The organism is Mycobacterium sp. 3-98 (assembly GCF_035918355.1).
Lineage (GTDB): Bacteria > Actinomycetota > Actinomycetes > Mycobacteriales > Mycobacteriaceae > Mycobacterium > Mycobacterium intracellulare.
The window spans coordinates 741581-766286 of record NZ_CP142360.1 but is presented as its reverse complement, the minus strand read 5'-3'; the positions used below and the strand labels follow the sequence as shown (position 1 = coordinate 766286).

The window sequence follows — 24706 nt, the reverse complement described above, 5'->3', positions numbered from 1 at the left end:
TTCGAAGAAGTACTAGAGGGACCGCAGGTAAGCAACGGAGAAGTTGCAGCTGAACACCGTTTGACTTGCGACGAGTAAATCGTCAGTACCTTCTGCGACAATCACCAATATGACGGCCAACGAATTCGCACCAGAGTTCCGCCGCGCAATCATGAACCTAACCGACGCGGCACGTTATCTGGCTATAAGCCAGCAGACCTTCCACCGTTGGGCCAGGGGATACCCCAGAGGGGAGCCTCTGCTTCATCTCGCCGACCGCCCCAGCGACTCAGACGCGTTTTCTGACGTCAGCGGAGGCAAAGTCGTCGGCACCGTAAAGCCCAGGCATCCTGTAGACGGAGTAGGCGGCTCCGCCAAAAGTGACAGCAATCGTGCGAGACTCACTGGCCGTCGAGTCGCGTCCGTCAGCTTCATAACGCTGACCGAGGCGTACGTCCTTGAGGCCCTCCGTACTGCTGGCGTCCAAGTTCGGAAGATTCGTCCAGCCCTGAGTGTGCTTCAGCGTGAGTTCGGCACTGAATACGCCCTCACGGCTCCAAACCTCGCCACCGATGGAATAGACGTTCTATGGGACTTTTCGAAAACGCCAGGCGGACGAGGGCTCATCGAAGCCCGCACGGGTCAAACGGTGATCAGGGCGATCGTCGAGGACTACCTCACTTACATATCGCGCGAAGACAACGGGCAACCCACGCGGCTCAGACTGCAGAGCTGCGAACCCTCCAAGGTGATCGTTGATCCTCAGTACGGGTTCGGTCAACCCCGATTTGGAGCGTCAGGCGCTCGCATGATCGATGTAGCTGCGATGCTCAAGGCTGGAGAAACCGCCGAGACTGTCGCTGACGAGTTCGGAATTTCAGTCCATGATGTCGGAACCGCCGCCCGCATCCTCTTGGGCCGCGCCGCCTGAGTTCTACATCGACGAAGGGCTGGCGGGGAAGAGCCTCCGCCGGTTCTTTGAAGATCTGGGCTATGTCGTACATACGCCGTGGAGCGTGTTCGGATCACGACATGAGGCCCAAGGGACGCCAGATGCGATCTGGTTGGCGCGATGTGGCGAAGAGCGTTGGGCCGCCATCGCTAAGGACACGAAGATTCTCGAACGGCCAGACGAGCTTGCCGCGCTCGTGAAGGCGAAGGTGCACATCTTCTATTACCCCGGCAACGCTACGCGAGCAGAGCTGCTTTCGATCGCTGCAGCAACACTGGCTGACGTGTGCGCTATGGCATCTCTGGTTGGTGGGAGCGCGTGGCGGGTACGTGGCGGAGCTAGACCACATCTTCAACGAATCGACCTATAGGTTTTGGTGGGCTAATCTCTCTCGATCAGCGGCCTCGATGCGCGCGGGCACGTGCTTGTGCCACGGCGTACCGGCGTAGGGGTCGCGCCACCCGGTCGAGGTCAGGGCGTTCGGGGCCACTCCGGGCACCACGGTGTGACCGTCGTCGTCGAGATAGTCGAGCCCAAAACCGTTGGGCAGGGCGGCATGTCCGGCGAGCATGGTCTCGGTGATCTCGACGGTGGCCTCGGCGCTGCCGGCCGCGGTGCTGATGCGGGCCCGGCATCCGTCGACGAGCCCTAGGGCCTGGGCGTCTTCCACGCTCACCCGCAGCGCGCCGTCGGCGTCGCGTTTGCGCCAGGACGGGTCGCGGAAGATGTCGTTGGCGGTGTAGGCGCGCCGCTCCCCCACCGACAGCACGATCGGGAAATCGGGCGTGGTCAGCTCGGCAGGGGTCCGGGCCAGCGCGGCCAATTCGTCGAGCATCGACGGGATTTCCAGCGCGATCTTCTGGTCGGAGTGGCTGATCAACGCGAAGTCGTCCTCGTAGTTGTGGACGGTGAACGTCACGCCCGAGGGGTTGTCGAGGATCGCGTCGAACAGGGCGTTGCCGTCGGCGTGACCGGCGCGCCGCACGGCGTCGGGATAGTTCATCGCGGTCTTCTGGGCCAGGCCCCATAGGGCGGCCGCGCCGCGCAGCCCGTCCGGCAAGGTCGGTCCGAGCGTCTCGTAGAGCACGTACGGAAGTAGCTGAGCCACCGTGGGATTGGTGGCGGCGGCGGACAGGAAGGCCTCGGCGTACGCTTGCCGACCCCGCTGGGCGGCTTCGCGCAGGGGCCGCAGATCCGCGTCGTCGACCACGCCGAGCGCCCGCACCAACCGGGCCCAGATCTCGGGCTCGGGCAGTGTTCCCGGCAACGGCTCCAGCAGCGGACGGCGCAATTGGAAAGTGTTGTGCGGGAACTCCAGGTTGAAGAAGGTGGCTTCCGGCTTCTCGAATTGGGATGCGGCTGGAAGTACATAGTGGGCGAGCCTGGCGGTCTCGGTCATCGCGACGTCGATGACCACCATCAGTTCCAGCGACTGGAAGGCTTCGCGGCAGGCGGTCGAATCGGCTAGCGAGTGAGCGGGATTGCTGCTTTCCACGATCATGGCGCGGAAGCGGTCCGGATGGTCGGTCAGGATTTCCTCGGGGACCACGTTGCTGGGCACCAGCCCGGAGATGATGGGCGCGCCGGTGACCGGGGTGCGGCCGGAGAACTGCCCGAACAGGGGTGCGAACGACGAATGCAGGTGCTGGCCGCCCTTTTTCGCGAAGTTGCCGGTGAGAACCCATAGCAGCTTGTTCAGGTAGGAGCACAGCGTGCTGTTGGGTGCCTGCTGCACGCCGAGGTCCTCGAAGACCGAGACGCTCGCCGCGGCGCCGATGCGCCGCGCCGCCGCGCGCAGCAGTTCCTCGTCGACCCCGCAGTGTTGGGTGTAGTCGGCGACCGCGACGTCGCGCAACGCGTCGCGGACGGTGTCGGCGCCGCGCACGTGCTCGGCGAGAAACGTTTCGTCGCAGAGGTTTTCCTGGACGAGGACGGCGGCCAGCGCCGCCAGGCACCACGCGTCGGTGCCGGGCCGCACCCGCAGGTGGAAGTCGGACATCTTGGCGGTGTCGGTGACGACGGGGTCGATGACGATCATCGACCGGGCCGGATCCTTGGCGATGTCGTTCAGCACCACGCGGGCGCGCGGGAAGCTCTGCGACATCCAGGGGTTCTTGCCGACGAACACCGCCACCTCGGCGTGCTCGAACTCGCCCCTGGTGTGACCGCCGTACAGCTGCCCGTCGACCCAGGACTCGCCGGTTTTTTCCTGCGCCAACGCATTTGAGCGGTACCGTGAGCCGAGCGCCTTCAGGAAGGCGCCGCTGTACGCCCCGCCCAGGTGATTGCCCTGCCCGCCGCCGCCGTAGTAGAAGATCTTGTCCCCGCCGTAGGTGTCGCGGATGTGCTTGAACCCCTCGGCGATCTCCACGATCGCGGTGTCCCAGTCGATTTCCTCGTAGCTGCCGTCGGGGCGGCGGCGCAGCGGGGCGGTCAGCCGGGTGCGGCTGTTCTGGTAGTGATCCAGCCGCAACGCCTTGTTGCAGGTGTAGCCCTGCGATGCCGGGTGCGCCTTGTCACCGCGGATGCGGGCCAGCCGGCGATCGTCGAGCTGAACGACGATGCCGCAGTTGCATTCGCACAGGATGCATGCGGTGGAGTGCCATTCACCGGTCGTGTCTGTGGTCACTGTGGGACATCCTCTCCGGTCACCCGATACGACGACGTAGCCAAGAGCAGTTCGCGCACCTGGCGGCGGACGACGTCGAGGGGCATCAGGTCGCGGCGCACCCGGGCCAGCAGGATCGCGCCCTCGAGCGCGGTGGTGGCGAGGACCGCCAATTCGCCCGCCGGTTCCCGGGCTATGCCGTCGGCGATGAAGCGCTGGGCGATCAGGTCGGTCCAGCGGTCGAACGCCGCCGCCGCGCGCTCGACGACCGGCGCCATGCGCTCGGCGTCCTGCTGCTCGCCCGCCTCCACGGACACGGCGACGATGGGGCAGCCGGCGCGGAAGTCGCTGTCGAGCAGCTGCTGGCGGAATTTGTCGATCAGGGTGTCGATCAGGTCGAGGCCGCTCGCGGCTTCGGCGATGATCGCGGCGACGTGGTCGCCGGCGTAGTCCACGGCCTCGCAGAGCAGTTGCGTGCGCCCGCCCGGGAAGTAGTGGTAGGCCGATCCGCGCGGCGCGCCGCTGTGCTCGAGGACGTCGGAGATGGCGGTGGCGTGGGCGCCGCGCTCCCTGATCAGCAGGGCGGCCGAAACCACCATCCGGTCGCGTGGACCGCGCATCGCCGCTCCTCAGGGGCCGAAGTTATATATGATGCTATACATAATCGCCGCGCCCAAGGAAGCCCCCTCGGCGAGGAGATGGTCAACAGACGCAAAATCGCCCGATTTCGCGGGGGAAACGGGCGATTCTGCGACTGCTCTCGGGCAGCTAGTTCATCCAGTCGGCGGAGCCGTCGTTCTTCTTGTAGTTGCCGCCGGTCGAGTTCTTCACGATGATCGGGTCTCCCGCGCCGAAGTTGTCGAAGAACCACTTCGCGTTGGAGGGGCTGATGTTGATGCAGCCGTGGCTGACGTCGCGCTTGCCCTGGTCGTCCACCGACCAGGGGGCGCTGTGCACGTAGTCGCCGACGTTGTCGAACCGGACCGCGTCCTCCACCGTCACCTTGTAGCCGTAGGTCGAGTTGACCGGGACCCCATAGGTGGACGAATCCATCACCACCGACGCCTTCTTGTCCTGCACGTAGTAGGTGCCGTTGGGGGTTTGGTGGTTGCCGGACGTCATGCCCATCGACATCGGGATCGTCTTTTCCACCGTGCCGTTGCGGGTGACGGTCAGCTGATGCGTGGCGTCGTCGGCCGTGGCGACCAGCGTGTCTCCGGTGCGGAAGCTCGACACGGTGCCCCCGGCGTCGACGGTCACCGCGGTGTGGGCGGGCCAGAAGCTCAACGGCCGCCAGCGCAGCTGCGTCGGGGTCATCCAGTAGAACTTGCCCGGGACCGCGGGCACCGACGAGACGTGGACCGCGCCCTCCGCGGCGCCGGCGTCGTCGACGCGTCCCGGAAAGTTGATGATGATCGGCTGGGCGACGCCGACGGTCGACCCGTTGGCGGGCTGGATCTTGGGGGGCCCGAACGGGGCCGTCCCGGTGAACGGGGTGGGGTTCTGCCCGGCGGCCGAGGCCGCCGCGGGTTCCGCCATGGGCGGGAGCCATGGTGGCGCCGCCGCCGGGTCGGGCGGGGGCGGCGGTGCCAGCGGGTCGGGCGGGGGTGGCGGCGCGAAGGGATCCGGCGGCGCGGGCGGGCCGGGCGGGGCGGCGACGGCGCCCGGGTCGGCGGGAGCCGGGTCCGGGTCGGCCAGCGCGGGGGCGGCGCTCAGCACCAGCGCCAGGGTCAACACTGCGCCCCAGCCGGTGACGTTCAGAGCGGCGAAGAGACCCTTGAAAGTCCAGGCCTTCGTCCAGCCCGACATATGCATACCTCCACTTGTCTACTCCGACACAGTCTGGCATAGGGCGGGCGCCGTCGACCGTCGCCGGCGGGCGTCCGCAGCCCCGGAGCCGCCAAGAACACGCCTCTGAGCTGGGCGGTTATGAATCGAGTGAGCTTGTCGGCCGCGGCGGGGGGACGTCGAGCATCCGCCGGTTGGCGGCGATGCCGACCAGCGCGACCGCCATCAGGATCGCCGAAGCGATCAGCATCATCGTGACGCTGTGCTCGTAGAGCAGCCCGCCCGCCAGCGAGCCGGCCATGATGCCGACCTGGAATGCCGTCACGTAGAGGCCCGAGGCCCCGTCGGGGTCGTCGGCCCCGTTGCGCATGGCGGCGGATTGCATCATCGGCGATACGGCGGTGGCCATGGCCCCCCACAGCACGATGGCGGCGGTGCCGATCAGCGCCGTCGTCGCGCCGGACCGGCCGCCGAACGCCAGCGCCGTCAGCACCACGAAGGCGGCCGTCAGACCCGTCATGCACAGGATGACGGCGCCCTTGGGGCGGTGGTCCAGGGGCCGCGCCACCAGCGGCACCGATAGCAGGCCGGCCAGCCCGTAGGCGGCCAGCACCCAGGCCAGGTTCGGCCCACGCACGCCCAGGACGTTGCGGATGAGCTCGACGATGAACGTGTAGGACACGAAGTGGCCGGTGACCGCGATCATCGCCAGCACGCTCACGATGATCAGCCGCGGGTTGCGGTGATGGCGGGACCGGGGCCCGACGTGGGCCAGCTGATCCTCGGTGAGCACCATCTCCGGCAGCATCAGCCGGGCGGCGACCGTGACGAGCGCGGCCGCGACGGTGACGCACACGACGGCCAGGCGCCATCCCCACATCAGGCTCAGGGCCGCGGTCAGCGGGCTGCCGACGACCAGCGCCAGGCTGGTGCCGACGTAGATCGATGTGGTGGCTCGCCCGGCGTGGCTGGGCGGCACCAGCCGGGTCGCGATCGGCGCGATGACCGACCACAGCAGCCCGTGGGTGATCGCACACAGCACCCGCCCGGCGGCCAGCACCGCGAAGTTGGGCGCCAGCGCCGAGATGAGCTGGGAGGCGGTCAGGCAGGTCAGGCTCGCGACCAGCACGCGGCGGCGCGGCAGGTGCGCGGTCCAGCGCACCAGCGGGATCGTCGTCAGGGCCGCGACCAGGGCGTACCAGGACAGCAGGGTCCCCACCAGGACCAAACTGACGTTGAGGTTGCGGGCGATCGCCGGCAGCGCCCCCACCGGCAGGATCTCGGCGGTGACATAGGTGAAGGCCGCGGCCGCGAGGATGGCGAGCTGAGCCGCGATCCGTGGCGTCCACGTTCGCGCGGCTGCGTTGGCGGTTTCGGCAGTCATCACAGTCATCGCTTGGGTGTGCGCAATCGGCTGAGCAACGTCGCCGAGGTCACGCTCCCCATACCGTACGCACACCGGCTACCGGTTCCTCCAACTTGGCGCGGCAACACGCCCTGCGATCAGGAGCGGACGAGGCGAGCGATCGCGGCGGAGGCCTCGCTGAGCTTCGTGTCGGCCTCGTCGCCGCCCTCGGCAACGGCCCGGGTGACGCAGTGGCTCAGGTGCTCGTCGAGCAAATTCAGCGCGACCGACCGCAACGCGCTGTTGACGGCGCTGATCTGGGTCAGCACGTCGATGCAGTACTTGTCTTCCTCGATCATGCGGGCGATGCCCCGCACCTGGCCCTCGATGCGCCGCAGCCGCTTGGCGTAGTTGTCCTTCTGCTGCGAGTACCCGTGTTCGTCTGTCATCGTCGATTCACCCCTGCCGCTCCGTCTGGCCCGCCCATCCCAGCTTATACCCCGACGGGGTATTACCCCGGGAACGGGCATCGCGACTGGCCAGCGCATACTTGAACGATGCCCACCACCGATTCGGCTCGGACCGCCGACATCAAGCCGCGTAGTCGTGACGTCACCGACGGCCTGGAGAAGGCCGCCGCCCGTGGCATGCTGCGGGCAGTAGGCATGGGAGACGAGGACTTCGCCAAGCCGCAGATCGGCGTCGCGTCGTCCTGGAACGAGATCACGCCGTGCAACCTCTCGCTGGACCGGCTCGCCAAGGCCGTCAAGGAGGGGGTGTTCTCGGCCGGCGGGTACCCCCTCGAGTTCGGCACCATCTCCGTGTCCGACGGCATCTCGATGGGCCACGAGGGGATGCACTTCTCCCTGGTGTCGCGCGAAGTGATCGCCGACAGCGTCGAGACGGTGATGCAGGCCGAACGCCTCGACGGCTCGGTGCTGCTGGCCGGCTGCGACAAGTCGCTGCCCGGGATGCTGATGGCCGCCGCGCGGCTGGACCTGGCCTCGGTGTTCCTCTACGCGGGCTCGATCCTGCCGGGGGTGGCCAAGCTCTCCGACGGCAGCGAGCGCGAGGTCACCATCATCGACGCGTTCGAGGCGGTGGGGGCCTGCGCCCGCGGGCTGATGCCGCGCGAGGACGTCGACGCCATCGAGCGGGCGATCTGCCCCGGCGAGGGCGCCTGCGGCGGCATGTACACCGCCAACACGATGGCCAGCGCCGCCGAGGCGCTCGGGATGTCGTTGCCGGGCAGCGCGGCGCCGCCGGCGACCGACCGCCGCCGCGACGGGTTCGCGCGGCGCAGCGGCGCGGCGGTCGTCGAACTGCTGCGGCGCGGGATCACCGCCCGCGACATCCTCACCAAGGAGGCGTTCGAGAACGCCATCGCGGTGGTGATGGCGTTCGGCGGGTCCACCAACGCGGTGCTGCACCTGCTGGCCATCGCCCACGAGGCCGACGTCGCGCTGACGCTCGACGACTTCAGCCGGATCGGGTCGAAGGTTCCGCATTTGGCCGACGTCAAGCCGTTCGGCCGCCACGTGATGTCGCACGTCGACCACATCGGCGGCGTGCCGGTGATGATGAAGGCGTTGCTGGATGCCGGCCTACTGCGCGGCGATTGCCTGACGGTCACCGGTGCGACCGTGGCCGAGAACCTGGCCGAGATCGCCCCGCCCGACCCCGACGGCAAGGTGCTGCGGGCCCTGAGCAATCCTATTCACCCCACCGGCGGCATCACCATCCTGCGCGGATCGCTGGCTCCCGAGGGCGCGGTGGTGAAGTCCGCCGGCTTCGATTCCGACGTGTTCGAGGGCACCGCAAGGGTTTTCGACGGTGAACGGGCCGCGCTCGATGCCCTCGAGGACGGCACCATCACCAAGGGCGACGCGGTGGTGATCCGCTACGAGGGCCCGAAGGGCGGACCCGGCATGCGCGAGATGCTCGCCATCACCGGCGCGATCAAGGGCGCCGGTCTCGGCAAGGACGTGCTGTTGCTGACCGACGGCCGGTTCTCCGGCGGGACGACGGGGCTGTGCGTCGGTCACATCGCCCCGGAGGCGGTGGACGCCGGACCGATCGCGTTTCTGCGCGACGGCGACCGCATCCGGCTGGACGTCGCCAACCGGGTGCTCGACGTGCTCGCCGATCCGGCTGAATTCGATTCGCGGCGAAAGGGTTTCACACCGCCGCCGCCGCGCTACAAGACCGGGGTGCTGGCCAAGTACGTCAAGCTGGTCAGCTCGGCCGCCATCGGCGCAGTCTGCGGTTGATCTCCGCCTGACCGGATCGCCCGGCCAGGCGGCGAATCGACCTGTGCCCTAACCGAGTTCGGGGCTAGGCGTGCGTTCCCGTGGCGCGCGTGCGCATGCCGAAGTAGGTGGCGTTGAGACCCAGGAAGGTCAGCAACGCGCCCGCGACGACATTCGACCAGGTCATGCCGGTGGTCAGCGTGACGTCCGGCAGGATCCACGTCGACACGATGACCCACGCGCCGAGTACCGGCAGCGTCCATGTCATGCCGTGCGCGCGATCCAGCGTCGTGGCGAACCCGTACGCCAGGAACGCCACCGCGATACCGGCGATCAGGTCAGACGTGGCGAGCGACCTCGTCGCGCTGAACCCCACGATCCACGGCGACGCGGCCACATACAGACCCGTCAGCAGCGCCAGGCCGAAGGTGAAATGCGCACTCATCGACTCGGCGACACGCTCGTAGCGGGCGCGCAACGCCATCAAATCGGGGTGGTGATCGATTGATGAATGGACTGTACTCATTTTGTGACCTTTCTGTTATGCAGCAAGCCTTTTGAGCTGGGCTGCACCCATCCATCTGTGATCAACATTACGCTCGATCGCGGCCCAGTTCGAGAAACCGCGTAGCCTCTTGAGGCATGGACCTCGCGGATCGATTGCGGCTCGATCACCCGGTGGGACAGGCCGGCATGGGCGGCGGGCTCGCGGGGGCGGCCCTGGCGGCCGCGGTCGCCAACGCGGGCGGGCTCGGCACGCTGGGCATCGACACCCCGCGCCGGCTGCGCGCGTCGATCGACGAGGTGCGCGAGCAGGCGCCGGGTCGTGCCGTCGCGGTAAACCTGTTGCTGCCCTTCATGCATCGCCATCACGTCGCGGCCTGCGTCGACGCCCGGGTGGACGCGGTGGTGTTGGCGTTCGGCGACAAGCGGGGCCTCGTCGAGCATCTGCGCGACGCCGGGGTCTTCGTCTTCGTGATGGTGGGCACCGAGGCGCAGGCGCGGGCCGCGATCGCCTGCGGCGCTGACGGTTTGATCGCTCAGGGGCGCGAGGCCGGCGGGCACCTCGTGGGGACCGTGCCGGCCCTGGATTTTCTCCCGCACGCCCTGCGCGCGGCCGGGAACCGACCGGTGTTCCTGGCCGGCGGCGTCGCCACCGCCGCCGACACTCGCGCCGCGCTGGACGGCGGCGCCAGCGGTGTCATCGCGGGCACGCGATTCCTGTTGACGCACGAGGCCAACGCGAGCCGCGAGTATCAGCGGCGAATCCTTCGGGCCGACAGGACGATCGAGACAAACCTGTTCGGCCTGAGCTGGCCGCTACGGCACCGCGTCGTGCCCAACGAGGCGACGCGCCGGTGGTGCCGCGCCGACGGGCGGGCCAAGGCGGTGCCGGCGGCGCTCAACGCGGCCAGTCGTCCCCTGTCGGCGCTGGGCTATTTCGATGCAGGCGCACTGATGCGCCTGCAGTCGCCGGCCCTGCCGTTCTTCACGCCGCTGGCACCGGTGGCCGGTGTGCCCGACTCCTGGCTGGACGGCGCCGCCCTGTACGCCGGTGAAACCGCCCTGCGGATCGGCGAACTCACCTCTGCCGGGCAGGCGGTCGCCGACCTGTCCCCGCGCTGAGCTACTGCACCAGCGCCAAGGCGAAGCCGTCCCAGTGCTTGGCCCCCACCGTCTGGATCACCGCGGTGTCCAGCCGCGGGTGCTCGCCCATCGCCTGCAGCGTCTCGCGGGTCGCCCGCACCCGGGCATCGTCGGAATCCGGCCGCAGAATCTGCCCGTCTCGAATCACGTTGTCCACCACCACGACCGCACCGGGCCGGGCCAATCGGACCGCCCACTCCACATACGCCAGGTTGTTCTCCTTGTCGGCGTCGATGAAGATCAGATCGAAGGGTCCGGTGACCGTCGGCAGCGTATCCAGCGCCGCGCCGACGATCACCTCCACCCGATCGTCGACGCCGGCGCGCTTCAAGTTGCCCCGCGCCACCTCGGCGTGCTTCGGCTCGTACTCCAGCGTCACCACGCGGCCCTGCGGCCCGGCGCCACGCGCCAACCAGATGGTGCTGAAGCCGCCCAGGGTGCCGATCTCGAGGATGCGCCGCGCGCCGATGGCGCCGGCGAGCAGGCTCAGGAACTTTCCCTGTTGCACCGAGACCGCGATCGGCGGTAGCCCGGCCGCGTTGCTGGCCTCGAGCGCCGCGGTCAAGGACGGATCGTCGCCCACCACCGTGCTGTCCAGGAATGCGTCGACGTCGTGGGGGGTCGGTTTCTCGCTCATGACGTCAACGCTAGCCGCGCCCGCCGGGCCCCCGCACGACAGCCGTCCCCGCCACGAAACCCGTCGCGACCGTTTACGTATACCCATGGGGGGTATATAGTGGGGGTGCGGCCGAACCGCGCCGCACGAGTCACACCAGGAGAAAAGGGTGAGTCAAATGGCAACTTACGAAGCCGGGACCCTGCTGACGTGCGGTCACGAAGGCTGCGGCTGCCGTGTCCGCATCGAGGTGCCCTGCCATTGCTCGGGCGCCGGCGAGGGCTACCGCTGCACGTGCGGCGACGCGCTGACCCCCGTCGAGTAACGCCTCGGGCCGGTCGTACGTTCGGGCGTCAGCCCGAGGGAGTCATCGCCCGAACGTACGGCCGGTCAGTTCGACCCCCGCCGCGAGCCGCATGGCCAACGCCGAAATGCCCACGGCCGCCGTGTAATCGCCCGCCTCGATCCGCCAGCATCCGGCGCCGCCGTCGTAGCGTGCGAGCAGGCGCGGATCGGCCTCGATCCTCAGCCGGCGGCTGGCGCCCGGTTCTAACTCGATCCGCTCGAATCCCAGCAGCCGCAGGCACGGTCCGCCGGGCTCCGCCGTCACATACAGCTGCGGCACGTCGGCCCCGGCGCGGTCGCCGGGATTGACGACGGTGAAACTGGCCGTGATGGTCTCCCCGCCGGTGACCACCAGGTCACGGTAGTCAAACCTGGTGTAGGACAGGCCATGACCGAAGGCGAACATCGGGACGTGGCCGTTGGCCGCATACCATCGATAGCCGACATCGGCGCCCTCGAAGTATTCGATCGTGCTCGCGGTCCCCCACGGCGTGCCGACACCGGGTAGCCGCGGGCGAGGCGTCTGGTCCAGATCGGCGGGAAAGGTGATCGGAAGCCGGCCCGAAGGATTGACCCGGCCGGTGAGGATCTCGGCGATCGCCCGGGCGCCGGCCTGACCCGGATACCACGCCTGCACAACGGCATTCACCGCGTCGCGCCACGGCATGCTCACCGGGTTGCCGGTCTCGAGCACCACCACGGTATTGGGGTTGGCCGCCGCCACCGCCGCGATCATTTCGTCCTGGCCCCAGGGCAGCGACAGGTCGGCGAGATCGTATCCCTCCCCTTCCGCGCGCACCGCGAACACGATCGCGACATCGGCGAGCCGCGCCGCCAGCGCCGCCTCGGCCGGACTGATGCCGGGATCGAATTCGATCTGCGCCCGCGGCAACTGGTTTCGCAACTCCTGCAACGGCGACGACGGCAGCAGGTACAGGTTGCGCAGCCCGGCCTCCAGCCCCGCGCCGCCGATCGGGACCACGCCCGCGTAGCCGCCGTCGGGAACGACGGTGCTCGAACCATAACCGGCCGGCACGCCCAGGTGCGCGTATCCGCCGATGACGGCGATGCGCATGCCCGGCTCGGGCGCCAACGGGAGCGCTCCCCGGTTGGTCAGCAACACGGCCCCCTGGCGGGCGATGCGCAGCGCAATCTCGTTGTGCGCGGCCAGATCCGGCTCCGGCGGCGCGGCGTCGCGGTCGATACCGACGGCGAACATGGACCGCAGGATCCGTCGGACCATGTCCGACAACCGCTCCCTGGGCAGCCTGCCCTCGGCGTACGCGTCGCGCAGCGGCGCGCCGAAGGTCTCGGCCTGCCACAGCAGCGCGTCGATCTGGGCGCCGCACTCCTGATCGAGGCCGGCCAGCGCACACTCCCAGCTCGGCGTGGCGCCCCAGTCGGACATGACCCAACCACGATACGCCCAGGCGCCCTTGAGCACCTCGTTGATCAGGACATCGTTCGCCGCGGCGTAGACGCCGTTGACCTTGTTGTAGGCGGTCATCACGGCGCCCGGTTGCGCCCGCTCGATCGCGATCTCGAAGGCGAGCAGGTCGGACTCGCGGTGCGCGTCGGGATCGATGACCGCGTCCAGGAAGTGCCGATTGGTCTCGTTGCAGTTCAGCGAGTAGTGCTTGACCGTCGAGATGACGCCGTGGCGCTGAATGCCGTCGATCGACTCCGCGATCATCGCGGCGGTCAAAAGCGGGTCCTCGGAAAGGTATTCGAAGTTGCGGCCGTTGCGCGGGTCGCGCGCGAGGTTCATCGCCCCGGCGAGCTGCACGTTGAATCCGCGGCTGCGCGCCTCTGAGCCGATCACTTCGCCTGCGGACCGGGCCAGCGCCGGATCGAAACCCGCGGCCAGCGCCAGCCCGGCGGGCAGCGCGGTGGCCGTGTCGCCCGGACGGTAGCCGGGGTTGGTGACGCCCAGACCGGCATCGCTCATCCGCAGGGGCGGCACCCCGAGGCGGGGAATCCCGGGCACGTACCCCGCGCTCATCGGCGTGTCCGCCGGGATGCGTTCGTCGCGCACCGGCCACAGGTCGCCGGCGCCCATCACCGAGACCAGCAGGGAGAACCGCTCGTCGTCGGTCATCTGGGCTTCGATCTCGCGGGCCCTCTCGTCGGGATCGCTCACCGCACACCCTCTTTGGCGTAGACGACGCGCAGCACATGCCCCACTTCGGGTCCCATCACCAGCTCCGTCAACTCGCAGATCGTCGCGACGAACTCGCGGCCGTGCGGCGGCTCGGCCCGGCACAAATGATGCGCCACTTCGTGCAACATCACCAGCTCACGCAGCGCCCAGTCGGCGGTGTCACGGTCGGGGACCGCGATAACGCCTGCGCCGTCCTGGTTTTCGTAGTGCGCGGCGGTGGCGGCCCGGCGCGGCCGGACCCGCAACGGGGCCACCCCGGGCCACCGGCTGCGCACCGCCGGCAGCGCCAGCACGTCGTCCACGTAGCGCTGGGCGGAGGCCACCGAGCCGAATCGGCCCTCCGGCGGCAGCGTCAATTGTGTGCCGAAGAAGTCCACGGCGGGTGAACCGTGCTGGGCGGCGCGGTCGAACAACGTGCGGACGAATTCCTCGGCCGCATAGACCCTGGAGCGTTGAGAATCCCGCCGCGGGGAGTTCCCGGGAGTCACCCGCTCAGCGCGCTCCGCGCCCCGGGGAGTTCCGGGCTGTTGCCGAGCCGCGCTCGCTTGCCGGCCCGGTCGCCCGCGCGCCGCGCCGCCGAGGAATACCCGGCCGAGGCTCGACTGGCCTGCCAGGTGCCGCGCGCCTTGGACGCACCGCGGTAGTAGTCCACGAGCTCAACCTCCTTGTCCCGCAAGGCGATAGCGGTTCCCGGCGCACGTTGCCGGTCCTTGGTGGCTTCCCGCCGGGCCTCGTCGCGGGCCTCGGCCAGCCGTTGGCCCACACGCGCCCCGAAGGCCAGCTGAAAGTTGAGCCGGGCGGTGATCGTCGGCGTGGGACGGTGCGCGCCCGAGGCGAGGTAGGCGTCCGACGCGCGCACCATTTGCACGACCAGGCTGGCGTACAGGGCGTGGCTGGCGTCGATGTCCTCGGCAAACCCGTAGGCGTAGACGAACGTCGAATTGGACGCGACGTCGCACCGCACGTCGTTGGCCGCGGCGATCAGCACGAAGAGCTGAACGTAGGTCCGCAACCCCTTGGTGCCCGCCGCGCCGATGGTGATGGTGCGCTGCGTCGGGGCCTGCGCGGCCGAACGCTGGGCCGAATGGGAGCGCGCCACCGCGAGGTCGATGGACGCGGCCGTCGCGAGCCGCTGCGCGGCCGACATGAACGCGTCGGCCTCGTGGGAGTTGTCGGTGCCTTCGGCCTGACGCAGCAGCGCGGCGATGCGCGCCAGCATCTTGTCGTCAGTCATTAGCGCCGTTCCTCCTCATCGCTACGCTCTGCATCGTCACCGGCGCGAGTCATTAGCGCCGTTCCTCCTCATCGCTACGCTCTGCATCGTCACCGGCGCGAGTCATGGCGCCGTTCCTCCTCGCCCGTGCGAGTCATTAGCGCCAACGTACGGGAGCGGTCCGACACGCCCGCTCACAGCCGAGCGGTGATCCAGGAGACGACATCGTCGAGCACCTGCTCGCGCTCGGGCTCATTGAAGACCTCGTGATACAGGCCGGGATACACCTTCAGCTCGACGTCGGTGGACCCGACGCACTCGACGAGCCGACGGCTGCCGGCGACGGGAATCAACCGGTCCTCGGACCCGTGCACCACCAGCAACGGCGCCGTCAGCGCCGGCGCCCGCTGCGGCATCGTCTCGCCGACCTGCAGCAACGCGCGGCCGATGCCGGCCGGAACCTTGCCGTGGTACACCAGCGGATCGCTCTTGTAGGCCGCCACCACCGCGGGATCGCGCGAGATGGCGTCGACGTCGAGGTCCTGCGCCGGCAGGCCGGGCACGACGGCCCCCAGCACCTTGGCGGCCAGGGCCAGCAGCGGTGACACCTGGTCCTGGGCCGCCACCGCGGGCCCCGACAGCACCATCAGGTCGTAGTTGTCCGGGCGCTCGACGCCGTAGGCGAAGACGATCCCCCCGCCCATGCTGTGGCCCAGCACGACGCACTTGAGGCCGTGGTGTTCGCGCGTGGCGATGCCGACCAGGGTGTCGAAGTCGGTGGTGTACTCGTGGATGTCACGCACCACCGCCCGTTTGCCGCCCGAGCGGCCGTGCCCGCGATGGTCCAGCGCGTAGGTGACCAGGCCCGCCTCCCCGAAGCACTGGGCGACGTGGTCGTAGCGGCGGGCGTACTCGCCGAGACCGTGCGCCAGCACCACGACCGCCCGCGGCGGCGTGTCGGGGGTCCAGACGTCGTAGACGATGCGCACACCGCCGAATCCGTCGAAACTGCGTTCGGTGCGGTTCATCGGCTGGTCCTAGTCATTGAGGTGCAGCGTAATGGCTGGGATCCCGGCCGGGGTTGCGGACACTGCGTAGGCTCATCCGCGTGAGTCTTCTCGCCCAAGACCCCGAAGGCGACGCGGTGCTGGGGACCGATTTCTCGGCCCAAGCCGAGCCCTATCGCCGCGAGCTGCTCGCCCACTGCTATCGGATGACCGGGTCGCTGCACGACGCCGAAGATCTGGTGCAGGAGACGTTGCTGCGGGCCTGGAAGTCCTACGACCGTTTCGAAGGCAAGTCCTCGCTGCGGACCTGGCTGCACCGCATCGCCACCAACACCTGCCTGAGCGCGCTGGAGGGCAAGGGGCGCAGGGCGTTGCCGGTGGGCCTGGGCGCCCCGAGCTCGGACCCGACCGCGGAGCTGGTGGAGCGCCGCGAAGTGCCCTGGCTCGAGCCGCTGCCGGAGTTGACCGATCACCCGGCGGACCCGTCGGTGGTCGTCGGGTCGCGGGAGTCGGTACGGCTGGCGTTCGTGGCTGCGCTGCAATACCTTCCGCCGCGGCAGCGGGCGGTGCTGCTGCTGCGCGACGTGCTGCAGTGGCGCTCCGCCGAGGTCGCCGAGGCGGTCGGCACCACCACGACCGCCGTCAACAGCCTGCTGCAGCGGGCCCGGTCGCAACTGGACGCCGTCGGTCCCAGCGCCGACGACCAACTGGCGCCGCCGGATTCGCCCGAGGCCCAAGACCTGCTGGCCCGCTACATCGCCGCGTTCGAGACCTACGACATCGACCGCCTGGTGGAGTTGTTCACCGCGGAGGCGATCTGGGAAATGCCGCCGTACGCCGGCTGGTATCGGGGCGCGGCGGACATCGTGACCCTGATCCACCAGCAATGCCCGGCCGAGGCGGGCGGAGACATGCGGCTGCTGCCGCTGGTCGCCAACGGTCAGCTCGCCGCCGCGATGTACATGCGCGCCGGCGACGTGCACGTCCCCTTCCAGTTGCATGTGCTGGATGTGCACGGCGAGAAGGTTTCTCACGTGGTGGCGTTCCTCGATGAGACGTTGTTCACGAAGTTCGGGCTGCCCGGTTCGCTGTCCGCCGGTCAGGAGTAAGAAGGTTGCGCACATGACGAATTCCACCGCCCTGGTCACGGCCGCGCCCGGCAAGCCGCTGCTGCTGCTGAGCGCCTATGACCTCGCCAACGTGGGCTACCGCGTCGAGGAATTCTTCGTTTCCGCGACGGCCTCGTCCTATACCCCGGTGACCGAGTTGGGACCCGATGGCCGCTGGGACGTAACACCCTCGGGCTCGGCCGATTTCACGACGCGGATCGTGGTGTTGACACCCACCGATCCGGCGCGATTCAACGGAACCGTGCTGGTCGAATGGCTCAACGTGAGCGGCGGCATCGACGCTCCCGCGGTATGGATGATGGCGCACCGCGAAATCATCCGGGCGGGCTACGCCTACGTCGGGGTCTCGGCGCAGCGGGTGGGGGTCGAGGGCGGCGACAGCCTGCTCGGCGCGGACATGTCGCTGAAAACCCAGGACCCACAACGGTATGCGCCCCTACACCACCCGGGCGACGCCTTCTGCTACGACATGTTCTCCCAGATCGGCGGCCTGCTCAAAAGCGACGAAGGCCGGGACCTGCTGGGGGATCTGCCCGTGCGGCGCGTCATCGCGCTGGGCGAATCGCAATCGGCCATGTTCCTCACGACCTACATCAACGCCGTCGACCCGTTGGCCCGCACCTACGACGGGTTCCTCGTCCATTCCCGTTTCGGCTCGGCCGCCCCGCTCGACGGAACCTCGATCTTCGCCGAAACCGAAGAGCCGCAAGGGGTTACGTTCCGCCCGGAGCTGCGCGTCCCGCTGCTGACGGTCGTCACGGAAACCGACGTGTTCGGCGGAGCCCGGCAGGGCTACTACTTCGCCCGCAAGCCCGACAACCAATACCTGCGGGTCTGGGAGATCGCCGGCGCCGCCCACGCCGACAACTACACCATCCAGGTCGCGTTCATCGACAGCGGGTCGGCGCCGCTCGCGGACATCGCCGCCGCCTACACGCCGACCAACATGCTGATGGGCCAGCAGTTGGCGCACTGCATCAACTTCGGGCCGCAACACCACTATGTGGTGCAGGCCGCGCTCGCCGCCCTCAACACGTGGGTCGCCAGCGGCGAGCCGGCGCCGAGCGCGGAAGCCCTTGAGGCCCGGGAAACCGAAGGGCCGCAACCGGTTCTGGATGGCAACGGCCTCGCCCGCGGAGGGCTCAGGACCCCCTGGGTGGACGTGCCGGTCGCCCGGACGTCGGGGCTGGGTGGCGAGGAAAGCATCATGTCCATGATCTTCGGCTCCGGCGAGCTTTTCGACGCCGCCACGCTGCGCCGGCTCTATCCCGGCGGGAGCACGGAATACCTGGAGCGCTTCACCGGCGCGCTCGACGCGGCGATCCGCTCCGGATTCATTCTGGCGGCCGACCGCGCCGAGATCCTGGAGCTCGCCGCCGCGACGTACCCCGGCGCGCGGTCCTAGGCAAGATTGCCCGCCTCCTCACTCGCGCCGTTCCGGCGCTCGCCGTCACCGGGCGAGGCAAGATTGCCCGCCTCCTCACTCGCGCCGTCACCAACTAGAACAGCCGGCTGTCGGGCGGCGGGCCCGGCACCGGACGCAACAGGCCGTTCCCGGTGATCAGCGGCAGGTCCAGCGCGGAGAGCAGCCCGGGCGCGGCGGCGCACACGGCGGGGATGGCGTTGACCATCCTCGAGGAGCCCGCGATGCGCGCCCCCAGGTCGTGGTCGTGGTCTTCGGCCATCTCGAATTCGCAGCGCATGCTGGGGGAACCCTCGATCTCGACGCGGTACAACCCGCGGCCGGACGCCGGGCCGTAACCGAGGTCCTTCGGCTCGATGCAGATGCGGGGCTGGGGCCAGTCCGGGGCGATGTCATCGCGCATGCGCGTCACGTGGTCGAGGACGAAGGTCGGTTTCCCCCCGACGTAACCGGTCAGCGTCGAGCGCATGGCCGCGATCGTTCCGGCCGCGATGTGCCCCGTTGGCGTGTCGAAAGATTCGCCGGCGGGGATCCGCTCGTTGGCCTCCTCGATGTTGTCGATCTTGACCCCCAACCCGGCGGCGAGCTGGTGCAACACGGGCCCCCAGCCGAAGGTGAAAATCCCCGGCTGGGCCGCGAAGGCCGGGTAGTCCGGTTGCTGCCCGAACCCGAGGATCTCGTAGACGGCGGAGCGGTCCGGGTAGGTCGCGTAGTTGAACATCTCGGTCACGCGCACCGATTCGATCACCCGCGACACGCCGGTAAGCATCAGCGGCAGAACGTCGTTGGCGAATCCGGAGTCGATGCCGGTGGTGAAGAACGACACCCCGCCGTCGATCGCGGCCTGGCGCAGCGGCTCGGTGAACGCGGCGTCGACGGCGTCGGGAAAGACCAGCGGCACCACCGAACACGACACCACGTTCTTTCCGGCCCGCAGGATCGACACCATGTCCTCGACGGCGTCCAGCGGCCGCAGGTTGGCGGCGGCGGCGTACACCACGGCGTCGGCGTCGCCGGCGAGCATGGCCGCCGGATCCTGGGTGGCCACCACGCCCACCGGCGCAATGCCGCACAGCTCCCCGGCATCTCGGCCGGCCTTGGCATCGCTGTGCACCACGACGTCGACCAGTTGCAGCTCCGGATGGTCGATCACGCCACGCAGGGCGACCACTCCCATGGACCCGGGCCCCCACACCCCCACCTTCAACACGATTGTCTCCTAATATTAGGACATATATTCTGGCATTTTGGACGGATCGTAGGGAGGCGGCGGTGGCTACGTCAATGGCGCAGGCGCGCGGCGAACCACGCCCCAAATCGCCGCCGACGGCGCGGGTGATGGATGTCCTTGCCGCCCTGGCGAATTCGCCGGGTGGGCTCACATCGGCGGAACTGGCAAAACGTTGCGCCATCAGCACCTCGACGTGCGCCCTCGTGCTGGCCGAGTTGGAACGGCGCGCCTGGGTGGCGCGGCGCGGGGATCGTCGCTACGTGCTGGGCAGCGGGCTGTTCGGGCTGGTGCACGGGCTGCGCGAGCAGTTTCCGCTGCTGGACCGCGGGCGCGACGCGCTGCGCTTCCTGCACGACAGGCTCGGCGCGGGCTGCTCGATGTCGAAGATCGGCGCCCGGCACCTGATCACCGTCGACACGGTCGGCCACGGCACCGACGGCGAACACGCTGTGGGCCAGCGCTTCCCCATCGACCCGCCCTTCGGCCTGGTGGCCATGGCCTGGCGCGACGAGGATTTCGTCCAGGCCTGGCTGCATCGCGTGATGCCCCGGCTCACCCGCGCCGAAATCTCCGAGCACCAGCGTGTGCTCGCCGATATCCGTGCCCGCGGCTATGGCGCGTGGCGCTTCGACGACACCCACCAGTCGCTGCACCATCGGCTGGCCGAGGTGCTGGCCTCGCTGGAGCCGACGGCCCACGTCACGCGTCAGCTCACCACGCTGATGACGATGGTGACGCTGCGGTCGGTCACCGATGTCCTCGAAACGGACTTGGCCACCGCCGAATTCGTCGTGCTGCCGATCTTCTCCCCCGATGGCCAGCCGGAGTATCAGATCGAGATCCACCTGGGCCACGCCACCGGGTTGACCCTGCCCGAGCTCGACGCCGCGCTCCGCCACGCCCAGCGGCTGCTCACCGCGGCGGTCGGCTGACCCGCCCGGGCATTACGCTGGGATCATGTCTGCCACCGCGGAGATCCGCCGCGCGGCCGATCGGGCCGTCACCACCACGCCGTGGTTGACCTCCCGGCACTCGTTCTCCTTCGGCGACCACTACGACCCGGACAACACCCACTACGGGTTGCTGTTGGTCAACAACGACGACATCGTCTCCCCCGGAACGGGATTCGACACGCACCCGCACCGGGACATGGAAATCGTGACCTGGGTGCTGCGCGGCGAACTGTCCCATCGCGACTCCACCGGCAACCACGGGGTCGTCTATCCCGGACTGGCGCAACGCATGTCGGCCGGCAGCGGCATCCTGCACTCCGAGCGCAACGACTCCCCCAGCGAGCCGGTGCATTTCGTGCAGATGTGGGTGGTACCCGACGAGTCCGGCATCGACCCGAGCTACCAACAGCACGAGATCGACCCGAAAATGCTGGACGACAACCTGGTGACGATCGCCTCAGGCATCCCCACCCACGACGCGGCCATCACCCTGCACAACCGCCACGCCGCGCTGCACGGCACGCGCCTGCGGGCCGGGGCGGCCGCGCACCTCCCGGCCGCGCCCTACCTGCATCTTTTCCTGGCCCGCGGCCGGGTCAGCGTCGAAGGGATCGGGGAGTTGCACGCGGGCGACGCCGTGCGATTGACCGACGCCGACGGCCGCCGCGCGGCGGCGAGCGAGCCCTCGGAACTGCTGCTGTGGGAGATGCACGCCAAGCTGGGCGACTGAGACATGGAGGGCCGGCGACGCAGCCCATAGAGTGGGCACGACAGACAGGAGTCGGCATGCCTCAGTCGCACGCGCAGCACGCGGCGCCCAATCCCAAGCACAACATCAAGGCGATCCGCACCGTGCGGTTCTGGGCGGCGCCCCTGATCATCACGTTGGCGCTGATGTCGGCGCTGTGCGCGCTCTACCTCGGCGGCATCTTGAACCCGAGCACCAACCTGCACCATTTCCCCATCGCGGTGGTGAACGAGGACGCCGGCCCCGGGGGCGCGCAGATCACCGACCGGCTGGTCAATGGGTTGGACAAGAACAAGTTCGACGTCCGCGTGCTCTCCCGCGGCGAGGCCAAACGTCAACTGGACACGGGCCGGGTCTACGGGTCGGTCGTGATACCGCCCAGCTTCTCGTCCAAGCTGCGGGACTTCGGGACCAGCGCCGTGGCGCCGATCCGCGCCGAACGGCCGTCGATCACCGTCTCCACCAACCCGCGGGCCGGCACGCTGGGCGCGAGCATCGCCGGCCAAACCCTCAGCACGGCCATGGGGATGGCCAACGGCATAGCGGGGCAACGGGTTACGGCGGAGGTCGCCGCGCAGACCGGCGGCGCGCCGCTACCCGGCGCGGCCCAGGTGGGGCTGGCCGCCCCCATCGAGATCCAGTCGGTCGTCTACAACCCGCTGCCCAATGGCACCGGCAACGGACTGTCCGCGTTCTATTACGCGCTGCTACTCCTGCTTGCCGGGTTCACCGGCAGCATCGTGGTCAGCACGCTGGTCGACGCGCTGCTCGGCTACGTGCCCGCCGAATTCGGCCCGGTGTACCGATTCGCCGAGCAGGTCAGGATCTCGAGATTCCAGACGCTGCTGCTCAAGTGGGCCATGATGGTGCTGCTCGGGCTGCTCACCTCGGCGGTGTACGTCTGGATCGCCGACGCGCTCGGCATGCCCATCGATCTCAGTTGGCAGCTCTGGGCGTTCGGCGTGTTCGCGATCGCCGCGGTGGGCATCACGTCCAGTTCGCTGCTCTCGGTGCTCGGCACCGCGGGGATGTTGGTGAGCATGCTCATCTTCGTGATCCTCGGCCTGCCGTCGGCCGGAGCCACGGTGCCGCTGGAGGCGACGCCGTCCTTCTTCCGATGGCTGGCCGAATTCGAGCCGATGCATCAGGTTTTCCTGGGCGCGCGATCGCTGCTGTACTTCGGCGGCCGCGGGGATGCGGGCCTGAGCCAGGCGCTGACCATGACGTCGGTGGGCCTCGTCATCGGCCTGCTGCTCGGCGGCATCGTCACGCACCTCTACGACCGCAAGGGCTTTCACCGGATCCAGGGCGCGGCCGCCCTGGCGCTCGCGCAGGAACACCAGGCTCAACACAAGGCCCGCCGCGGCAAGCGGGCCGAGCCCGCCGCCACCGAGTCGACGCCGGCCGCCACCGAATCGACCCCGGACGTCGCCGAGCCCGAAAGTTCCAGCGAACAAACGTAATTCGCACGTGGCCCCAGCGTCATCGGCTCGTTATCTTTATTGACAGTGTGACTAATGAGGCTGATGATGTCTCTGTTGCATCCAGATCATGGCCGAAAGGGCTATCGTGCTGACCCGACGCGCCAGCTTCCGCCGGCTGGCGGCGTGCTGCACCGCCCTCCTCGCCTGCTTCACGCTGGCCGCCACCAACGGGCTGCCCCTGGCGCGAGCCGCCGACGGGCGCGATCTGCTCGCCAACGCCATCGGCAGCACCCGCGGTTCCTACCTGGTGTACAACTTCGGCCCCGGCCATCCCGCGCCGATGCTCAACGCCGCCGGCAGCTGGTATGAGATGAACAACGGCGGCCACCTGATGATCATCAAGAACGCGGCCGGACGTCTCTCACCGCACCTGCTGGTCGACACGCACCAGGGCGACCAGGCCCGCTGCGAGAACAATCCCGGCGCCCGCACCGGGGAGGGGCTGTGGCAGGCCTCGGAGCTCTACACACCGCTGCAGGCGTGGCAACGCATGGGCCAGCCGACGATCGCGATCAACGCCAACTTCTTCGACGTGCGCGGGCAAAAGGGCGGTTCGTGGCGCCAGACCGGGTGCAGCTCACCGTTGGGCGCCTTCGTGGACAACACCAATGGCCGGGGCCGCGCCAACCAGGCGGTCACGGGCACCCTCGCCTATCCCGGCAAGCAGGGTCTCTCCGGCGGCGGCGAGAGCTGGAGCGCGCTGACGACGATGATCCTGCCGTCCGGCGGCGCGCCGTATGTGGTGTGGCCCAAGACAAAAAAGGACTACGACGCCGCGACCCCGGTCGTCCAGGATCTGCTCAGCAAGAACGAGAGGTTCGTGGCGGTGTCGGGCATCGGGCTGCTGGCACCCGGCAACACCGAACAGCTGCACGACGGCGGGCCCAGCGCCGCGCGAACGGCGTTGGCCTACGCGCGGCAAAAGGACGAGATGTACATCTTCGAGGGCGGCAACTACACCCCGGACAACATGCAGGACCTCTTCCGCGGGCTGGGCAGCGACAACGCCGTGCTGCTCGACGGCGGTGGCTCCTCGGCGATCGTGCTGCGCCGTGACACCGGCGGCATGTGGGCCGGCGCCGGCTCCCCCAGGGGGTCGTGCGACACCCGACAGGTGCTCTGCGACTCACACGAGCGGGCGCTGCCGAGCTGGCTCGCGTTCAACTAACCACGGCCGCAGCGCCTTTCGTTGCACCGGGCCCGAACCTGAAGATCAGCAGGCTCGTCGCTATCACCGCCGCGGCCACGACGAACACCGGGGCGACCGTGTACCTCGACATCGTCGCGCCGACGAAGGCGCCGGCGCCCATCGTGACGACAACGCCGACCCGCAGCCTTTGGCGCTCACCGGTGCCGCCGGCCAGCCGGCTGTCCAGGCCGAGGCTGACGATCGTCGATGTCAGCACGGTGGTGGAGAGTTCCGGAATGCCGAACTGGCGCGCGCTCGAGTGCTGCAGCCCGAACGTCACGGCGAGGATGCCGATCATGACGAGGGTGGAATTCCGTTGGTAGGTCAGCACTCCCGCGCCCGCCAGGATCGACACGGTAACCAGCAGGACGATCTCCGTGGCCAGCACCGTGGTGATCCACGCCCGCGTCCGCTCGCCGAAATGCCGGGACAGCCGGCCGCTGAGCACGGTGGTGCACACGAAGGTCGGCAGGGCGACCACGACGGCGGTCAGGTCGATGCTGGTTCTCGGCGCCAGCCAGAAACCCAGGAAGATCACGTTGCCGGTCATGTTGGCGACGAACACGTGGCCGAGCACCAGGATACTGATCGCGTCGGCCAGTCCCGTCGCGAACGTCAGCAACAGCAGCGCCGCCACC

At 68.9% G+C, this 24706-nt stretch carries 23 protein-coding genes and 1 pseudogene; 11 read left to right on the top strand and 13 right to left on the bottom strand.

Annotation, left to right across the window (positions count from 1 at the left end; translation table 11 throughout):
* Positions 1 to 109 precede the first annotated feature (109 nt).
* Both QGN30_RS03795 and QGN30_RS25730 read left to right on the top strand, forming a co-directional pair.
* Positions 110 to 910 (top strand): DUF433 domain-containing protein, encoded by an 801-nt coding sequence (locus QGN30_RS03795; protein ID WP_142305289.1) that lies wholly within the window; start codon positions 110 to 112, stop codon positions 908 to 910.
* Positions 864 to 1301, top strand: coding sequence for a hypothetical protein (locus QGN30_RS25730; RefSeq protein ID WP_179293538.1), 438 nt, complete (start codon positions 864 to 866; stop codon positions 1299 to 1301). The genes QGN30_RS03795 and QGN30_RS25730 overlap by 47 nt, the downstream gene beginning before the upstream one ends.
* Here QGN30_RS25730 and QGN30_RS03790 read toward each other — a convergent pair.
* The 5 genes from QGN30_RS03790 to QGN30_RS03770 all read right to left on the bottom strand — a co-directional run bounded on the left by QGN30_RS03790 (position 1296) and on the right by QGN30_RS03770 (position 7121).
* Entirely contained in the window at positions 1296 to 3560 is a 2265-nt protein-coding gene (locus QGN30_RS03790) for a molybdopterin-dependent oxidoreductase (protein ID WP_248923274.1), read from the bottom strand. The two genes, QGN30_RS25730 and QGN30_RS03790, sit on opposite strands and share 6 nt — an antisense overlap.
* Positions 3557 to 4159, bottom strand: coding sequence for a TetR/AcrR family transcriptional regulator (locus QGN30_RS03785; protein ID WP_064893396.1), 603 nt, complete (start codon positions 4157 to 4159; stop codon positions 3557 to 3559). The genes QGN30_RS03790 and QGN30_RS03785 overlap by 4 nt, the downstream gene beginning before the upstream one ends.
* A gap of 148 nt (positions 4160 to 4307) precedes the next feature.
* Entirely contained in the window at positions 4308 to 5348 is a 1041-nt protein-coding gene (locus tag QGN30_RS03780) for a L,D-transpeptidase (RefSeq protein ID WP_008261915.1), read from the bottom strand.
* 118 nt (positions 5349 to 5466) lie between these two features.
* The gene (locus QGN30_RS03775; RefSeq protein WP_008261916.1) at positions 5467 to 6711 is read right to left on the bottom strand and encodes an MFS transporter; all 1245 of its coding nucleotides are present in this window, start codon (positions 6709 to 6711) and stop codon (positions 5467 to 5469) included.
* 119 nt (positions 6712 to 6830) lie between these two features.
* Positions 6831 to 7121 carry a metal-sensitive transcriptional regulator gene (locus QGN30_RS03770; protein WP_008261917.1) on the bottom strand — a complete coding sequence of 97 codons (291 nt, stop codon included), beginning with the start codon at positions 7119 to 7121 and terminating at the stop codon, positions 6831 to 6833.
* Positions 7122 to 7229: 108 nt separating this feature from the next.
* On the opposite strand from QGN30_RS03770, the gene ilvD reads away from it, so the two are divergent.
* On the top strand, positions 7230 to 8942 hold the full coding sequence (gene ilvD, locus QGN30_RS03765) for a dihydroxy-acid dehydratase (RefSeq protein ID WP_008261918.1): 1713 nt from the start codon (positions 7230 to 7232) through the stop codon (positions 8940 to 8942).
* A gap of 64 nt (positions 8943 to 9006) precedes the next feature.
* Here ilvD and QGN30_RS03760 read toward each other — a convergent pair whose 3' ends face one another.
* Complete coding sequence (locus QGN30_RS03760; protein WP_008261919.1) at positions 9007 to 9447, bottom strand: SPW repeat protein; 441 nt, start codon at positions 9445 to 9447, stop codon at positions 9007 to 9009.
* 116 nt (positions 9448 to 9563) lie between these two features.
* Between QGN30_RS03760 and QGN30_RS03755 the strand changes: the two genes are divergently transcribed.
* Positions 9564 to 10547 carry a nitronate monooxygenase gene (locus QGN30_RS03755; protein WP_248923275.1) on the top strand — a complete coding sequence of 328 codons (984 nt, stop codon included), beginning with the start codon at positions 9564 to 9566 and terminating at the stop codon, positions 10545 to 10547.
* A 1-nt stretch (position 10548) separates the two neighbouring features.
* On the opposite strand, the gene QGN30_RS03750 is transcribed toward QGN30_RS03755, so the two are convergent.
* A complete protein-coding gene (locus QGN30_RS03750) occupies positions 10549 to 11205 on the bottom strand; it encodes an O-methyltransferase (RefSeq protein WP_009955438.1) in 657 nt (218 codons plus the stop codon).
* A 157-nt stretch (positions 11206 to 11362) separates the two neighbouring features.
* Here QGN30_RS03750 and mymT point away from each other — a divergent pair, with 157 nt between their 5' ends.
* Complete coding sequence (mymT, locus tag QGN30_RS03745) at positions 11363 to 11509, top strand: metallothionein MymT (protein ID WP_008261926.1); 147 nt, start codon at positions 11363 to 11365, stop codon at positions 11507 to 11509.
* A gap of 42 nt (positions 11510 to 11551) precedes the next feature.
* On the opposite strand, the gene QGN30_RS03740 is transcribed toward mymT, so the two are convergent.
* The 4 genes from QGN30_RS03740 to QGN30_RS03725 all read right to left on the bottom strand — a co-directional run bounded on the left by QGN30_RS03740 (position 11552) and on the right by QGN30_RS03725 (position 15931).
* On the bottom strand, positions 11552 to 13669 hold the full coding sequence (locus QGN30_RS03740; RefSeq protein WP_248913458.1) for a glycoside hydrolase family 3 protein: 2118 nt from the start codon (positions 13667 to 13669) through the stop codon (positions 11552 to 11554).
* On the bottom strand, positions 13666 to 14178 hold the full coding sequence (locus QGN30_RS03735; protein ID WP_009955436.1) for a TIGR04338 family metallohydrolase: 513 nt from the start codon (positions 14176 to 14178) through the stop codon (positions 13666 to 13668). The genes QGN30_RS03740 and QGN30_RS03735 overlap by 4 nt, the downstream gene beginning before the upstream one ends.
* The gene (locus tag QGN30_RS03730) at positions 14175 to 14924 is read right to left on the bottom strand and encodes a DUF2786 domain-containing protein (protein ID WP_009955435.1); all 750 of its coding nucleotides are present in this window, start codon (positions 14922 to 14924) and stop codon (positions 14175 to 14177) included. The genes QGN30_RS03735 and QGN30_RS03730 overlap by 4 nt, the downstream gene beginning before the upstream one ends.
* 173 nt (positions 14925 to 15097) lie before the next feature.
* Positions 15098 to 15931, bottom strand: a complete 834-nt coding sequence (locus tag QGN30_RS03725; protein WP_014381448.1) for an alpha/beta hydrolase — start codon at positions 15929 to 15931, stop codon at positions 15098 to 15100.
* A 31-nt stretch (positions 15932 to 15962) separates the two neighbouring features.
* Between QGN30_RS03725 and QGN30_RS03720 the strand changes: the two are divergent.
* Positions 15963 to 17019, top strand: a pseudogene (locus QGN30_RS03720) (sigma-70 family RNA polymerase sigma factor).
* Positions 17020 to 17032: 13 nt separating this feature from the next.
* Complete coding sequence (locus QGN30_RS03715; protein ID WP_248923276.1) at positions 17033 to 18445, top strand: alpha/beta hydrolase domain-containing protein; 1413 nt, start codon at positions 17033 to 17035, stop codon at positions 18443 to 18445.
* 94 nt (positions 18446 to 18539) lie between these two features.
* Here QGN30_RS03715 and QGN30_RS03710 read toward each other — a convergent pair whose 3' ends face one another.
* Entirely contained in the window at positions 18540 to 19673 is a 1134-nt protein-coding gene (locus tag QGN30_RS03710; RefSeq protein ID WP_029384940.1) for an NAD(P)H-dependent amine dehydrogenase family protein, read from the bottom strand.
* 74 nt (positions 19674 to 19747) lie between these two features.
* Here QGN30_RS03710 and QGN30_RS03705 point away from each other — a divergent pair, with 74 nt between their 5' ends.
* The 4 genes from QGN30_RS03705 to QGN30_RS03690 all read left to right on the top strand — a co-directional run bounded on the left by QGN30_RS03705 (position 19748) and on the right by QGN30_RS03690 (position 24047).
* Complete coding sequence (locus QGN30_RS03705; RefSeq protein ID WP_009955429.1) at positions 19748 to 20626, top strand: MarR family transcriptional regulator; 879 nt, start codon at positions 19748 to 19750, stop codon at positions 20624 to 20626.
* 25 nt (positions 20627 to 20651) lie between these two features.
* Entirely contained in the window at positions 20652 to 21377 is a 726-nt protein-coding gene (locus QGN30_RS03700) for a pirin family protein (protein WP_009955428.1), read from the top strand.
* Between the two features lie 56 nt (positions 21378 to 21433).
* On the top strand, positions 21434 to 22858 hold the full coding sequence (locus tag QGN30_RS03695; protein ID WP_009955426.1) for a YhgE/Pip domain-containing protein: 1425 nt from the start codon (positions 21434 to 21436) through the stop codon (positions 22856 to 22858).
* Between the two features lie 79 nt (positions 22859 to 22937).
* Positions 22938 to 24047 (top strand): phosphodiester glycosidase family protein, encoded by a 1110-nt coding sequence (locus QGN30_RS03690; RefSeq protein ID WP_085976465.1) that lies wholly within the window; start codon positions 22938 to 22940, stop codon positions 24045 to 24047.
* Here QGN30_RS03690 and QGN30_RS03685 read toward each other — a convergent pair.
* On the bottom strand, positions 24040 to 24705 hold the full coding sequence (locus tag QGN30_RS03685; RefSeq protein ID WP_009955423.1) for a YoaK family protein: 666 nt from the start codon (positions 24703 to 24705) through the stop codon (positions 24040 to 24042). The genes QGN30_RS03690 and QGN30_RS03685 overlap by 8 nt on opposite strands.
* Position 24706: the final 1 nt, after the last annotated feature.

What these genes read in the sequence shown, in the direction of transcription:
- QGN30_RS03795 (WP_142305289.1), top strand. Translation starts at nt 110, where the DNA reads ATGACGGCCAACGAATTCGCACCAGAGTTCCGCCGCGCAATCATGAAC.
- QGN30_RS25730 (WP_179293538.1), top strand. Translation starts at nt 864, where the DNA reads ATGATGTCGGAACCGCCGCCCGCATCCTCTTGGGCCGCGCCGCCTGAG.
- QGN30_RS03785 (WP_064893396.1), bottom strand. Translation starts at nt 4,159, where the DNA reads ATGCGCGGTCCACGCGACCGGATGGTGGTTTCGGCCGCCCTGCTGATC.
- QGN30_RS03780 (WP_008261915.1), bottom strand. Translation starts at nt 5,348, where the DNA reads ATGTCGGGCTGGACGAAGGCCTGGACTTTCAAGGGTCTCTTCGCCGCT.
- QGN30_RS03775 (WP_008261916.1), bottom strand. Translation starts at nt 6,711, where the DNA reads ATGACTGCCGAAACCGCCAACGCAGCCGCGCGAACGTGGACGCCACGG.
- QGN30_RS03770 (WP_008261917.1), bottom strand. Translation starts at nt 7,121, where the DNA reads ATGACAGACGAACACGGGTACTCGCAGCAGAAGGACAACTACGCCAAG.
- ilvD (WP_008261918.1), top strand. Translation starts at nt 7,230, where the DNA reads ATGCCCACCACCGATTCGGCTCGGACCGCCGACATCAAGCCGCGTAGT.
- QGN30_RS03760 (WP_008261919.1), bottom strand. Translation starts at nt 9,447, where the DNA reads ATGAGTACAGTCCATTCATCAATCGATCACCACCCCGATTTGATGGCG.
- QGN30_RS03755 (WP_248923275.1), top strand. Translation starts at nt 9,564, where the DNA reads ATGGACCTCGCGGATCGATTGCGGCTCGATCACCCGGTGGGACAGGCC.
- QGN30_RS03750 (WP_009955438.1), bottom strand. Translation starts at nt 11,205, where the DNA reads ATGAGCGAGAAACCGACCCCCCACGACGTCGACGCATTCCTGGACAGC.
- mymT (WP_008261926.1), top strand. Translation starts at nt 11,363, where the DNA reads ATGGCAACTTACGAAGCCGGGACCCTGCTGACGTGCGGTCACGAAGGC.
- QGN30_RS03730 (WP_009955435.1), bottom strand. Translation starts at nt 14,924, where the DNA reads ATGACTGACGACAAGATGCTGGCGCGCATCGCCGCGCTGCTGCGTCAG.
- QGN30_RS03725 (WP_014381448.1), bottom strand. Translation starts at nt 15,931, where the DNA reads ATGAACCGCACCGAACGCAGTTTCGACGGATTCGGCGGTGTGCGCATC.
- QGN30_RS03715 (WP_248923276.1), top strand. Translation starts at nt 17,033, where the DNA reads ATGACGAATTCCACCGCCCTGGTCACGGCCGCGCCCGGCAAGCCGCTG.
- QGN30_RS03705 (WP_009955429.1), top strand. Translation starts at nt 19,748, where the DNA reads ATGGCGCAGGCGCGCGGCGAACCACGCCCCAAATCGCCGCCGACGGCG.
- QGN30_RS03700 (WP_009955428.1), top strand. Translation starts at nt 20,652, where the DNA reads ATGTCTGCCACCGCGGAGATCCGCCGCGCGGCCGATCGGGCCGTCACC.
- QGN30_RS03695 (WP_009955426.1), top strand. Translation starts at nt 21,434, where the DNA reads ATGCCTCAGTCGCACGCGCAGCACGCGGCGCCCAATCCCAAGCACAAC.